General features: G+C 32.5%; 12 protein-coding genes. All 12 read left to right on the forward strand.

The features are described 5' to 3' along the window. The first annotated feature begins 209 nt into the window (after positions 1-209). The 12 genes from lspA to addA all read left to right on the forward strand — a co-directional run bounded on the left by lspA (position 210) and on the right by addA (position 14,275). Positions 210-674 carry a signal peptidase II gene (gene lspA, locus RYK07_RS00850; protein ID WP_314851954.1) on the forward strand — a complete coding sequence of 155 codons (465 nt, stop codon included), beginning with the start codon at positions 210-212 and terminating at the stop codon, positions 672-674. A 1-nt stretch (position 675) separates the two neighbouring features. Then, positions 676-1,569 carry an RluA family pseudouridine synthase gene (locus RYK07_RS00855; RefSeq protein ID WP_314852013.1) on the forward strand — a complete coding sequence of 298 codons (894 nt, stop codon included), beginning with the start codon at positions 676-678 and terminating at the stop codon, positions 1,567-1,569. A 12-nt stretch (positions 1,570-1,581) separates the two neighbouring features. Continuing rightward, positions 1,582-2,121: a bifunctional pyr operon transcriptional regulator/uracil phosphoribosyltransferase PyrR gene (gene pyrR / locus RYK07_RS00860; RefSeq protein ID WP_314348998.1), complete on the forward strand. Its 540-nt coding sequence runs from the start codon at positions 1,582-1,584 to the stop codon at positions 2,119-2,121. Between the two features lie 170 nt (positions 2,122-2,291). Further along, positions 2,292-3,062 carry a 30S ribosomal protein S2 gene (gene rpsB / locus RYK07_RS00865; RefSeq protein ID WP_314450495.1) on the forward strand — a complete coding sequence of 257 codons (771 nt, stop codon included), beginning with the start codon at positions 2,292-2,294 and terminating at the stop codon, positions 3,060-3,062. Between the two features lie 104 nt (positions 3,063-3,166). Next, entirely contained in the window at positions 3,167-4,048 is an 882-nt protein-coding gene (tsf, locus tag RYK07_RS00870; protein ID WP_006702657.1) for a translation elongation factor Ts, read from the forward strand. Positions 4,049-4,149: 101 nt separating this feature from the next. After that, positions 4,150-4,872 carry a UMP kinase gene (gene pyrH / locus RYK07_RS00875; protein ID WP_314679015.1) on the forward strand — a complete coding sequence of 241 codons (723 nt, stop codon included), beginning with the start codon at positions 4,150-4,152 and terminating at the stop codon, positions 4,870-4,872. 1 nt (position 4,873) lies between these two features. Next, entirely contained in the window at positions 4,874-5,434 is a 561-nt protein-coding gene (gene frr / locus RYK07_RS00880) for a ribosome recycling factor (protein ID WP_006702655.1), read from the forward strand. 79 nt (positions 5,435-5,513) lie between these two features. Then, on the forward strand, positions 5,514-6,140 hold the full coding sequence (locus RYK07_RS00885; protein WP_314851956.1) for a thermonuclease family protein: 627 nt from the start codon (positions 5,514-5,516) through the stop codon (positions 6,138-6,140). 58 nt (positions 6,141-6,198) lie between these two features. Beyond that, positions 6,199-6,363: a hypothetical protein gene (locus RYK07_RS00890; protein ID WP_314851957.1), complete on the forward strand. Its 165-nt coding sequence runs from the start codon at positions 6,199-6,201 to the stop codon at positions 6,361-6,363. Positions 6,364-6,592: 229 nt separating this feature from the next. Continuing rightward, entirely contained in the window at positions 6,593-6,829 is a 237-nt protein-coding gene (gene nrdH / locus RYK07_RS00895; RefSeq protein ID WP_006702652.1) for a glutaredoxin-like protein NrdH, read from the forward strand. Positions 6,830-6,970: 141 nt separating this feature from the next. Beyond that, entirely contained in the window at positions 6,971-10,540 is a 3,570-nt protein-coding gene (locus RYK07_RS00900; RefSeq protein ID WP_314851958.1) for a PD-(D/E)XK nuclease family protein, read from the forward strand. 3 nt (positions 10,541-10,543) lie between these two features. After that, entirely contained in the window at positions 10,544-14,275 is a 3,732-nt protein-coding gene (addA, locus tag RYK07_RS00905) for a helicase-exonuclease AddAB subunit AddA (RefSeq protein WP_314851959.1), read from the forward strand. The last annotated feature ends 443 nt before the right edge of the window (positions 14,276-14,718 follow it).

Below are 14,718 nucleotides of genomic sequence, written 5' to 3' on the forward strand. Positions count from 1 at the left end.
GTCATTATACAGTTTTTTTGTGAAATATACAAATTATTAACCGATTTGATAGGTTTTTCATGTGAAAATGGGGCAAAAATAGGTGAAATTTGGTAAAAAATGAATTTTCTAAAGTAGATTTTGAAAGTTTTAATGGTTCTATTCTCATGTTTGACGAAGAATAGTAGAATAGGTACAATAGAGCTATTGAGAGTAGAAAGAGGTATTTTATGATTATTTATTTAGTTTTAAGTTTATTATTAATTGCAGCAGACCAAGTAATGAAAATGTGGATTGTTTCTAATTTTGCATTACATACAGGACAAGAATTATTACCAGGTGTTGTGAAGTTATTTTATATTCAAAATACTGGTGCAGCATGGGGAATTTTAGCAGGACAACAATTTGTTTTCTATATTATTACAGCTTTTGGAGTTTCTGCTATTTTATACTTGATGTTTCAAGAAAGAGGAAAATCAAAATTTGCATTAACAACGTATAGTTTGTTATTAGCTGGAGCATTAGGAAATTTTATTGACCGTGTTCGATTAGGATTTGTTGTAGATATGTTTCAACTTGAATTTATCGATTTCCCAATTTTTAATATTGCAGATATTTGTTTAACTGTTGGGGTAGCGGCATTATTTTTATATATTTTAATTGTCGAAAGAAAGAAGGAAAAAAGTGGAAAATAAGATTATTGAATTAACACTATCATTAGAAAAAAGCGAAAGACTCGATAAAATTTTAACAAAAGAATTATCTCATACACGTTCAGTCATTCAACAATGGTTAAAATCAGGATTTGTATCTGTTAATGGGGAAGTAGTCAAAGCTAACTACAAAGCAAAAGATGGAGACCATGTTACGATTCAAATTGAAGAAGAGGAAGAATTAACGGTTCTTGCAGAAAATATTCCATTAGAAATTGTTTATGAAGATGAACATTTATTAGTGATTAATAAACCAAGTGGAATGGTTGTACATCCTTCAAAAGGACATTCAACTGGTACATTAGTGAATGCATTACTGTATCACGTGGATCAATTATCCAAGGGTTCTGAAACATATCGTCCAGGAATTGTGCATCGAATTGACAAAGATACATCCGGATTATTAGTAGTCGCAAAAACGCCACAAGCTCATGTTGGCTTATCGAATCAATTAATGGATCACTCTATGACTCGTAGTTATGTTGCAATTGTGGATGGAAGCTTTGAGCATATTACTGGTACAGTGGATGCACCATTAGCTAGAGATCCACATAATCGTCTAAAACGTTGTGTTCAAAAAGAAGGAAAACAAGCGATTACTCATTTTACAGTAATCCAAGCGTTAAAAGAGGCGAGTGTTTTACGCTTAAATTTAGAAACAGGAAGAACTCATCAAATTCGTGCTCATATGGAATTTATTCATCACCCAATTTTAAATGATCCGATGTATCATCCAAATGGAAAAAATGCTACAGAATTTGGACAATATTTACATGCTGAAACTTTAGGATTTGTTCATCCTATTACACAAGAAAAACTATATTTTGAAAGTCCATTACCAAAAGAATTTGAAGAAATGATTCAAGAATTACAGTAGAGGAGTATGGATATGTCAGAAATATTCTTATTAGATGAAGCAACGATGAATCGATCAATGACGAGAATATCTTATGAAATTATTGAACAATACAAATCAGTTGATGATTTAGTACTTGTTGGCATTAAAACTAGAGGAGTTCATATTGCTAAACGACTTCAAAAGAAAATCGAATCCATTGAAAATCAACCAGTATTACTAGGTGAAATTGACATTACTTTATATAGAGATGATCGCCACGAACCAGATCCAACGGTAGATCCAATTATTAATGGAACGAATATTCCTTTTTCATTAAATGGAAAAAATGTCGTTTTAGTAGATGATGTCATCTTTACTGGTAGAACGGTACGTTCTGCATTAAATGCTTTAATGGAATACGGTAGACCAAAAACGATTAGTTTAGCAGTTTTAATTGATCGTGGTCATAGAGAATTGCCCATTCGTCCGGACTATGTAGGAAAAAACATTCCAACTTCAAAAAATGAGGAAATTTTAGTGAAATTACATGAAGTTGACGATGAGGAATGTGTTACTTTAAAAAAAGTATAAGGAATGTATCAAAATAGTTGCATTCTAATTCATATTAGTGTAATATAACTAACGGTATAAAAACCATATTTCACACCTAATTGGATGATAAGGGTGGTGCTTAGGAATAAGTACCCTTGTCGATGAAAATTGGGGAGGAAAAATAAAACCAAAATTGGAGGAAAACAAAAATGGCAGTTATTTCAATGAAACAATTGTTAGAAGCTGGTGTACATTTCGGTCACCAAACACGTCGCTGGAACCCTAAGATGAAGAGATACATCTTCACAGAAAGAAATGGTATCTATATCATCGACTTACAAAAAACCGTTAAATTAGTGGACGACGCATACAACTACTTGCGTGAAGTTGCTCAAGACGGAGGTATTGCTTTATTCGTAGGTACTAAAAAACAAGCACAAGATGCTGTTAAAGATGAAGCAATCCGTACAGGTCAATACTATGTTAACCATCGTTGGTTAGGTGGTATGTTGACTAACTGGGATACAATCCAAACACGTATCAACCGCTTGAAAAAAATTAAAGAAATGCAAGAAGACGGTACATTCGATTTATTACCTAAAAAAGAAGTTGGCGTTCTATTAAAAGAATTAGACAAACTTGAAAAATACTTAGGTGGTATTAAAGATATGCCACGCATTCCTGATGTAATGTTTATCGTTGACCCTCGTAAAGAACGCATTGCAGTTCAAGAAGCTCACAAATTAAACATTCCAATCGTTGCTATGGTTGACACAAACTGTGACCCTGATGAAATCGATGTTGTTATTCCATCAAATGACGATGCTATCCGTGCGGTTAAATTAATCGTAGCTAAAATGGCTGATGCATTCGTTGAAGGTAACCAAGGTGAAGACGTAGCAGTTGACGAAGAAGACTTAGATAAAGATACTTCATTAGAAGATATTGAAAAATTAGTTGAAGGCGACAACGCTGAATAATCACTAACCAGTAGGCTGTTTGGAATCGAAAAAAATCTTTCATCCAAACAGCTTTTTTTAAAAAATAATATTTGTAAATTTTTATAATTTAGGAGGAAATTGAAATGGCACAAATTTCAGCACAATTAGTAAAACAACTACGTGACATGACTGGCGTAGGGATGATGGATGCTAAAAAAGCATTAGTTCAAACTGAAGGAGATATCGATGCAGCTGTTGACTATTTACGTGAAAATGGTTTAGCAAAAGCAGCTAAAAAAGCTGACCGTATCGCTGCAGAAGGTATTACAAACGTATTAGTAGATGGAAACGTTGCAGTTGTATTAGAAGTAAATGCTGAAACAGACTTCGTTGCTAAAAACGACAAATTCCAAGCATTAGTAGCAAAATTATCAGAAGTAATTTTAGCTAACAAACCAGCTAACTTAGAAGCTGCTTTAGAAATCGTTACTCCAGAAGGTAAAGTTTCTGACGTAATTGCTGAAGCAACTACAGTTATCGGAGAAAAAATTTCATTACGTCGTTTTGAAATCGTTGAAAAATCTGATGCAGATGCATTCGGAGCATACTTACACATGGGTGGACGTATCGGTGTGTTAACTGTATTAGAAGGTTCTACAGATGCAGATGCTGCTAAAGACATTGCTATGCACGTTGCAGCAATCAATCCTAAATATGTTGACCGTTCAGAAGTTTCTGCTGATGAATTAGAACATGAGAAAAAAGTTCTTACAGAACAAGCATTAAACGAAGGTAAACCAGCTAATATCGTTGAAAAAATGATTGCTGGACGTTTAAACAAATTCTTAGCTGAAATCAGCTTGAACGACCAACCATTCGTTAAAGATCCAGATACAACAGTTGCTAAATATGCTGCTTCTAAAGGTGGTAAAGTTAAATTATTCCACCGTTATGAAGTTGGTGAAGGTTTAGAAAAACGTGTTGATAACTTCGTTGAAGAAGTAATGGGACAAGTTAAAAAATAATTGATTTCAATTAGTGGGGAATAAGGTAGGAAGCTGCCCTCTATTCCCCTTTTTTTTAGACTAAATTCACTAGGAAATGTATAAGAAGAGGAGTCCTTACAATGGTTGAACCTAAATATAAACGTGTGGTATTAAAATTAAGTGGAGAAGCATTAGCAGGCCAAACAGGTTTTGGTATTAATCCTCCAACTATTAAGGAAATTGTTAAAGAAATTAAAGAAGTTCATGATCTTGGCGTTCAAATTGCAATCGTTGTTGGTGGCGGAAATATTTGGCGTGGTGTAACAGGAGAAGAAGTAGGTATGGAACGTGCTCAAGCAGACTATATGGGTATGCTTGCAACAGTGATGAATGCATTAGCATTGCAAGATGCATTAGAAAACATTGGAGTTCCTACACGTGTTCAAACTTCAATCGAAATGCGTCAAATTGCTGAACCTTACATTCGTCGTAAAGCGATTAGAAACTTAGAAAAAGAACGTGTTGTAATTTTTGCTGGGGGTACTGGTAATCCATATTTCTCAACAGATACTGCCGCTGCATTACGCGCTGCTGAAATTGAAGCAGATGCTATTTTAATGGCTAAAAATAATGTTGATGGTGTTTATAGTGCGGATCCTCGTATTGATACAAATGCAATTAAATTTAATGAATTAACACATTTAGATGTGATTCAAAAAGGACTAAAAGTAATGGATACAACAGCAAGTTCATTATCAATGGATAATGATATTCCATTAGTTGTCTTCAATTTAAATGAAACAGGAAATATTCGTCGAGTTGTTCTTGGTGAAAATATCGGTACAACTGTAAGGGGGAAATAATATGACAGCAACTGAAATTATTGCAAATGCTAAAGAACGTATGAAAAAAACTGAAGATGCCTTACAACGTGAATTAGGCGGCATTCGTGCTGGACGTGCGAACGCAAGTCTTTTAGATCGCCTGCAAGTTGAGTATTATGGAGTTCCAACTCCAGTTAATCAATTAGCTTCTGTAACAGTTCCTGAAGCTCGTATGCTTTTAATTACACCTTATGACAAATCTAGTTTACAAGATATTGAACGTGCAATTTTAATGTCTGATATTGGTATTACACCAACAAATGATGGTAGTGTTGTTCGTTTAGTTATTCCACAATTAACAGAAGAACGTCGTAAAGAATTAGCGAAACAAGTAGGGAAAGAAGCTGAAGGCGCAAAAGTAAGTGTTCGTAACATTCGTCGTGATGCGATTGAGCATTTAAAGAAAGCTGAAAAAAATAAAGAAATCACTGAAGATGATTTACGTGGATATGAAAAAGATATTCAAAAATTAACAGATGACAGCGTTAAAAACATTGATCATTTAGCACAAGTGAAAGAAAAAGAATTATTAGAAGTATAATTCATGATGTGGCAACAAATCTTTGTAATCGTAATAGATTTGTTGTCACTTATTTTTTGAATCGTTGAAAGGAGATTTTATGAAATTAACGAAAAAACAACAATTTCTATTGGTTAAGTTAGCGATATTAGCCATTATCCTAGTTATTTCTGGACTTGGTTTATTCTCAAAAAATCAAAAGAAATCTTCCAATAAATCGAATACTAATCAAACACAAGTAGAAAGTAGTGTAGATTTTTCTGGATATGACAAATCAAAAATGTATACTCTTCAAGTTGGAAAAGTAGCCGATGGAGATACATTCCATGTTAAATTAGATGGAAAAGATTTTAAAATTCGTTTATTACTCATTGATACACCAGAAACAGCTAAAGAAGGAAAGGCTGCCCAACCATTTGCAGATCAAGCAAAACAAAAAACAGAAGAACTGTTAAAGAAAGCTAAAAAAGTAGAAGGTAAGTTTGATGTCGGTGATTATACAGATAAATATGGACGTGCTTTAATGTACGTTTACTTAGATGGAAAATTATTACAACAAACTTTAGTAGAAGAAAGTTTAGCAAGAGTAGGGTATGCTCACCCACCGAATACAACGCTATTAAAAGATTTACAAAAAGTAGAAGAACAAACGAAAAAGAAAAAGAAAAACATTTGGGAAAAAGATGGCTACGTAACAAACCGTGGATTTGATCCAAGCGTATACTAATCTGTCTCAGTTATGATATAATTTTGCCAAGATTACATATTAATTAGGTGGCAGGGTTATGAAAAAAAGAAGTGTTATCGTAACAATTTTATTTTTGATATATTTAGTAGTTGTCTTTACTGTCTTTTTCAATGATAAAAGGATGATCGCAGTATTTGCATCTATTGGAGCCGCAATTTATGCTGCAAATATTAAAAGATTGAAAGATTCAGAAAAGAAGTAACGATAGTAAAAGCTAAGTACAAAATATAGTGCTTAGCTTTTTTATATTTACTCTGTTTTAAAACTGTTTTTGCCTTTATATCAAGGTTTAGACGACTTATACTACAACAGTTCTATCCCAATATATTGTGTTATGAAAAATAAAATAAAAAAATTAAGCACAATATATTGTATTTCCCTCTAATATGAGGTATCATACTACCTGTATGAAACAAAAGGGAGAGATGTTTATGTCAAATCGTCAAATTACACTATATTCAAAACCAAATTGTATGCAATGTAACTTTACAAAACAATTTTTTGAGGATAATCAAGTACCATTTGTGGTTAAAGATGTTTTTGAATCAGAAGAGGCTTTAGAAGAAGTGAAAGCATTAGGTTTCCAATCATTACCAGTTGTTGTAGCCGATGGAATTGAACCATTCTTTGGTTTCCGTCCAGACATTTTAGAACAATTAGTTGGGTAAAAATTTTAACTTTATCCTTAAATTTTAAAAACGATTTTTCTTTCGTAGTACGACGCTACAAGTAGAAAAATCGTTTTATTTTTGTTTACAAATTCATCGTTATATGGTTAAGTTAAAGGGAATAAACGATTGGAGGTTCTTATGAGTTTCGAAGTCATCCTAACAAAAGAAACAAGTGCAAAAGTTTCGCAGATTGCTACTAAAATTGCAGATTGGTTGAAACAATCTAGCAACAATCAAGTGATTTATCTAGTTCCGGATCATATTAAATTTTCTGCAGAATTAGAAATGATTCAAGAAGTGGGTCAATTATTACAGCAACCGAAGAATTCTTATGCTGTTACAAAGCTTCAAGTGTATAGTTTTAAACGTTTGGCATGGTATTTTTTAAGAGATCATGCTGCATTGCAACGTCCTTCATTATCCAAAGTTGGAATTTGTATGATTTTACAAAAAATCTTATCCGAATATCAAGAAGAATTAGTACTTTTTAATAAAGAATCTCGTCATAAAGGATTTATTGAACGTTTATCTGCTGTCATGCAAGAATTTCGTTTAGGTGGAATCGAAGTAGAGGACTTCTCAGAGTGGTTTGAACAAGATTCTTATGAAGAAATTGACCAACGTTTAAAAGAATTTGGCATCATTTATAAACATTATTTAGAATATTTAAAACAAGATTTTGTTCAATCAGAAGATTTATTACGGATATTAGCGCAAGAAATTTCATCTATGGATTTATCAAATACGTATGTTGTAATTGATCAATCCTATCATTTAAATGCAATGGAATTAGAAGTAATTGATGCTTTAGTGAAATCGTGCGGAAGAGTAGAGTTTTATACGACTGCAACAACTGATGCCTTTAAACCAAAAGAAACGCTAGAATCTGGGTTATTTGACTCCAATCGCCAATTAATTTCTCGCTTATTAAATTGGTTAATGATTGATGAAAGTAAACCTGTTTTAAAAGAATTAAAAGAGAGTAATACGACTTATCATCCTGACTTTTTAGAACTTGAGCAATATTGGTTAGAAACAAGTGGTGGTCTTGAAACTTCTTCTGAATCTTCATCTAAAAAAATCGATGCGTTACAATGGATTACTTATGAAGATGAACGTCAAGAAATTCAAGAAACATTAGCAACGATTAAAACATTAGTTGATAGCGGTAACTATCGTTACCAAGATATTCAAATTTTATCGAGAAATTTAGAAGAACAACAAACATTATTACAACCTTTATTAGAAACGTACCAAATTCCGTATTTCATGGATTTATCCGATACAATGGAGCATCATCCACTCATTCAAGTGCTAGACGCTATTTTTGCTATCCAGAAGCATTTTTGGCGTTATCATGATATTATGAACCTTCTAAGAAGTGAATATTGTTTCTGGCCTCTAAATCGAGCAAATTCAAAGAGTGAGGATAATGAGGAAGAGGATTTAAGACAAGCACTGATTCATTATCGTCAAACATTAGATGAAACAGAAACAATTATACTAGCACAAGGTTATGAAGGAAAAGATTGGATTTCAAGTAAAACCTGGAATTATCAACTTGAAAATATTGATGAAGATAGCTTAAGTAGCAGAGAAGTGTTAGTGAATCAACAGTTAACACAAGCACAAGAACTACGAGAGCAAATCGTCTCTTTATTAGAACCTTTCTATAAGAAATTAGATAAAGTAGAGACAACAAAAGAAGCAATCACTCTTCTATATCAATTATTAGAAAAAATTGGGGTAACAGATGCATTCCTATACTGGAGAAATCATGCTGCCAATATTGGGGACATTCAAACAGCTCGTAGACAAGATCAAGTATGGAATGAATTTTTAAAATTATTAGAAGAGTATGTTTATATTTTTGGAGATGAACCATTTGATTGGGAAATTTTCCAATTATTATTACATACAGGATTCGAACATACACACTATAATATGGCCCCATCTACTTTAGACCAATTAACGTGTACGGGAATTGATTCTGTTCGTTATTCTCCTAAAAAGGTTACATTTGTTATTGGGTTATCTCAAGGTGTCCTTCCTAGAATGGAAGAGGAGAGTGGTCTAATAACAGATGAAGAAAGAGAGTATTTATTAAGTAAATTAGATAGTGGACGTTTCTTACATCCAACAACCATTCAAAAACAATCAGTAGAGCCATTTTTATTTTATAAAGTGTTAACTTCAGCAACTGAAAAGTTATACTTATCAATGCATCATACAGATAAAGGAGCTAAATTAAAACCTTCTAGTTTTGTAGAACGTATTTTAAATCAATATGAAATTTCTACCCAAGATGGCAATCAAAAACAGCAAGAACGATTTGAACAGGGCGACTTTGTAACGATTCATGAATTATTTACGACTTTATTACAAAAACTTCGTCAGTATAAATTTTCAAAAGAAGAAGATATTCCATCTATTTGGATTGCTTTACCTCATTTATTAAGACAGGATAAAGATTTCCAACAGGAGTATCATACATTAGTGGATAGTGTATTCCATTTAAATATTGCAAAACAATTACCAAAAGAATTGGCTGCTGAATTATATGGAAATCATTTATACTTATCAACTTCTCAAGTTGAAACCTTTTATAAGGATCCATTTAGTCATTTCTTACAATATGGGTTAAATGTACGAGAGCGTAGAGAGTTCGAATTAACAGCAGCAGGATCTGGGGAATATTTCCATGAAACATTTGACCAGTTCATTCGCAAAGTTCATGAATTGAAATTGGATATTCGTGCTATAGATGCAGCTACAACAGAAAAAGTATTAAAAGAAATTTTCAATTCTATGAATGATGATGCAAGATTCCAAATTTTAAATGCTACACCAAGAATGAATTGGACAAAAGTGCTACTACAAGATACGATTCGACAAACATTATCAGCAGCATTATTGCAATTACAACAATTACAAGTAACACCATGGAAAACAGAAGTTGTTTTTGGAGCAAAATCTGATAAAAAAATTGAAATCCCATTGAACGATACTCAATCTTTATTTATTCGTGGAAAAATTGACCGTATAGACCTTTTAGAAACCGAAAAGGGTTATCACTTAGGAATTGTCGATTATAAATCTTCAGCACAAAAATTTGATATCAATCGATTACGTTATGGAATTCAATTACAACTATTAACGTATTTATCAGTTGCTAGAAACATTGTTTCTGACCAATTTAAGAAAACTGTGACGCCTTATGGTGGATTATATATGCATGTTTTTCAACCAAGCTTTAACGCTAAAGATCTGAAATCAGATGCAGATTTTGCAGAAACTCGTCTGAAGAAATATAAATTATCTGGATTATTGACGAATGATTTTGGAGTTCTGCAACAAGTACAACCTGATTTTGAAGCAGGAGACTCTATTGTATTACCATTTGGCGTTAAGAAAGATGGAGAATATAAAGCAACTAGCCAAGTCTATGCTCCTGATGACATGAATTTATTAATGGACTTTGCTTTTTATCAATTGAAAACTGCAGGAGAAAGAATTTTAAATGGGGAAAATCAAATTGCTCCATTTGATGAATTAAAAGAATATGCAGATTCAGTAAATGGTAAATTCAGTGCAATTTCTATGTTTGATGCGACAAATCCAGAAAATAATTATCAATTTTTAACGAAAATGCCTCTTCAAGAGAACTTAACTTGGATGAGAAAGAAAATGGACGGAAAGGAGGAGTAATCGATGATACCAGTAAAACCAGAGGGTGTACTAGCAACTCCTGAACAATGGCAAGCGATTTGGCAAAGAGGGGATAATTTATTAGTTTCTGCTTCTGCTGGATCGGGAAAAACAAAAGTATTAGTCGACCGAATTATGGGATATATCGAAGATGGAGTGAATATTGATTCTTTATTAATTGTGACTTTTACTGAAGCCGCTGCAAAAGAAATGAAAGAACGTTTGCGTACTAATTTAGAAAAAGCTATTACAAAAGAAACAGATATTGCTAAGAAACATATGTATGTCAAACAACTAAGTCTATTACCAAATGCAACGATTTCTACCATTCATAGTTTCTGTATGAAAGTTATTCGTCGTTATTTCTATTTAAGTCAATTAGACCCTGTATTTTCACTATTAAATGAAGTAGAGGGAACTTTATTAAAAGAAAAAGTATGGCGAAACATACAAGATGAATTATTAGAAGAACATTCTTGGATGGATGGTTTAATGCGCTATTTTTCTAGCGATCGTAATGATGATGGATTTACCACATTAGTTTATCAACTATATGATTTTTCACGTTCAAAACCAAATCCAAAACAATGGATTTCTTCTTTAGCAGATTTATATGAAACAAAGGATAATTACGGAGAAATCCCGATTATTAAAGATCAATTTGCACCTTATATTGTCGAAGAATTAAACTATTTAGTTTCTGCCTATGATGAATTAATTAAATTAGCTGAAGTAACTGGATTTGAAAAGTGTAAAGACGTAGTTGAAGCTGATGCTCAAAAAATTCAGGAAGTGTATGCAGCATTTGCAAGTGCTAATTACACAGCAGCGTATACATTAGCGCAGGGACTAAGTTTTGACCGTTTCCCAACTGTTCCAAAAAAAGATGAAACTACAGATAGAGAAGCAGTACAGGCCATTAAACGTAAAAGAGATAGCCTAAAGAAACATTGGGAAGATCAGTTATTAGCAACAGCCTTTTTCGAGTCTCCTGAGGTTCAAATGAAGCATTTAAAAGCAATTTATCCAATGATGTTGCATTTATCTCAAGTGGTCTTAAAATTTTATGAAGCTTTCCAATTGGAAAAGAAAACATCAAACAAAATTGATTTCTCTGACTTAGAACATGATACATTATCTATTCTTTCTACTGAGAAAAATGGAGTTCTAATTGCTAAAAAATATTACCAAGAACTATTTACCGAAGTTTTAATTGATGAATATCAAGACGTAAACCGTGTTCAAGAAGCAATTTTAACAAGTGTGGCTAAAGAGAATAATCTCTTCATGGTAGGAGATGTGAAACAATCGATTTATGCCTTCCGTTTAGCAGATCCATCTTTATTTAGAGATAAATATGAAGCCTATGCAGATGAAAATGGCGGTAAACGAATTATTTTAGCTGAAAACTTCCGTTCTAGAGATCAAGTATTGTCCTTTACCAACTTAATTTTTAGACAAATTATGGACCATGAATTAGGTCAAATTGACTATGATGATGATGCAGCGTTAAAAACTGGAAACTTAAATTATTCAGAGGATACGGATAAATTTAGCGAATGCTATATTATTCAAAATACTAATTTGAACGATGAGGAAGAAGAAACATCTGAATTAGAGACAGAAAGTATGATTGATAGTTCAGCTACTGCAGAAGTTCATTTTATTGCAGGTAAAATTAAAGAAATGATGGCGAATCAATTCGAAATCATGCATGAAGAAAGTACAAAGGAAAATCCGAAAAAACGACCAATTCAATATAAAGATATTGTTATTTTAGCTCCAACAAAAGCCAATAATGGATTAATTGAGGAAATCTTTACGCAATATCAAATTCCTGTTTTAGTCCAAAAGAATCTTCAATATTTTAAACGAACAGAAATTGCCATTATGATGTCAGCGTTAAAAATTATTGATAATCCGACTCAAGATATTCCATTTGTAGCCGTTTTACGTTCTGGAATCGTTGGATTAGATGAAATAGATCTTGCTCATATTCGTAAACACAATAAATCTTGTTCGTTTTATGAAGCTTGCGCTCAATTTGTGGAGCATTTTAAACTAGAAGAAGTGACTTATTATGATAGTGCTCAACAACAGCAATTAAAAGACCGTGTACAAGCATTTTTAGCGCAATTAGAATCGTGGAGAGATATTGCGAATCATCAGTCAATCAGTACGCTAATTTGGCAAATTTATATGGATACGAAATATTTAACATATGTACATGGGCAATCTGTTGGACAGCAACGTGTGTTGAATTTACATGCCTTATATAAGTATGCGAAAGATTTCGAAGATTCTAGCTTTAAAGGTTTACGTAATTTTGTACGATTTATTCAGCAAATGCAGCATAAAAAGCAAGATTTAGAAGAACCTACTCAAATTTCTGATGAAGAAGATGCAGTACGTGTCATGACGATTCATGCTAGTAAGGGATTAGAATATCCAGTTGTATTTTTAATGAATGCTGGAAAGAAATTTAACCAACAAGATATTCGTCAACAAGCCATTCGTAGTGATGAATTAGGAGTAGGTGTTAAATATTTACAACTTCCTCAAAGAATTCAATATACAACCATTCCATATGTGATGGCTTATAAAGCAGAGAAAAATAAATTACTATCTGAAGAAATGAGAAAATTGTACGTAGCAATGACTCGTGCACGTGAAAAACTCATTATTGTCGGTTCTCTAAAAGATTTTGAAAAATTCAAAGAAGAACATTCTATGATCGATGATTTGAATGAAGAAGTATTACCATTTGCTCTTCGTTATCATGTTGATAATTATTTAACTTGGATTTTAATGGCTACATTTAGAAAGCAGGATAAAGTTCCATTCCATCAAGAAGTAATTGAATTTGAACAAATTAAAAAGAATGCGCTCAATTGGATACAAGAAACTGAAACAGCTTCTATGAATGAAGAAGAGTGGTTACAAAAGCAAGCAGTAGGGAATACAGTTAAAAATCTTCCAAAACTACTACAAGAATTAAAACAAACGTATCCATATTTATTAGCATCTACAACCGCAAGTTATCAGAGTGTATCTGAAATAAAACGGATGAATGAAGAACCAGATGTGAAACAATTACCACATTTAGAAGAACAAACTCAACAATCAGATAAACCTGTTCAACAATATATTTACTTAACGTCTGAATTAACGAAACCAAGCTTTATAGAAAGTAAACAAAAAGTTTCAGCTGCAGAACGTGGAAGCGGTTTACATTTATTAATGCAAAAATTAGACTTAACGAAGGAAATTACTCCTGAATTCATTCAAGAAACGATTCAACAATTAGTTGAGACACAATTTTTAGAAAAAGAAGTTGCCACAGTAATTCCAGTTGACCAAGTTTATCATTTCTTCCAAAGTGAATTTGGACAATGGATACAGGAACATCAAGCATTATTAAACCGTGAACAAGCATTTTCACATGTTGTAACAGCAAAACGTATCTTTAAGCATTTACCAGATAATGAAGATTCGATGTTAATTCACGGGATTATCGACGGATTTGTGGAATTAGACGATGAGATTATCTTATTTGATTATAAGACAGATCATGTGGTTCCTACACAAAAAGGAATACAGAAAGTCGTTGATAAGTATAAACAGCAATTGAATTTATATGCTGAAGCATTAGAAACAAGTTATCAAAAGAAAGTTACAAAACGTATGTTATGTTTATTATCGATTGGTCAATCAATTGATATTTCTAATGTTTAATAGATGAAAGAAGGACGTTCGTGAGGAGCGTCCTTTTATGTTTGTTTGGTTGATGGTGGAGGATTTGTGTTGGTTGGTTTATTTTTCGATATACAACTTTCTTTAATATATATTATGTAAACCTGTATATCGTTCGAAATAATGGATTAACTGTAGCTAGGTCGCCAGCAGCCAGCTTTGCTGTCTCATGGCTAAACTTTGAGCCTGGGTCTCAAAGTTTCCCTGTAAAAGAATCATATCTGATTCTTTTACTTTAGCTACGGTATCCATTATTTTTCACTTTTATTTTAGTACTGTTTGCTACTTGGTTAATATATTTCTTACTTTTTATGTTGTCAGTTAGAACTTTAGATAACGTATAAATTTTCCTCATTTAATTAACATACATACCTTATACGTACGATAACTTGCTTAATTTTTGGGTTAATCGTATAATGTGTTTT

The organism is uncultured Granulicatella sp. (assembly GCF_963528315.1).
In the GTDB taxonomy this organism is placed as follows: domain Bacteria; phylum Bacillota; class Bacilli; order Lactobacillales; family Aerococcaceae; genus Granulicatella.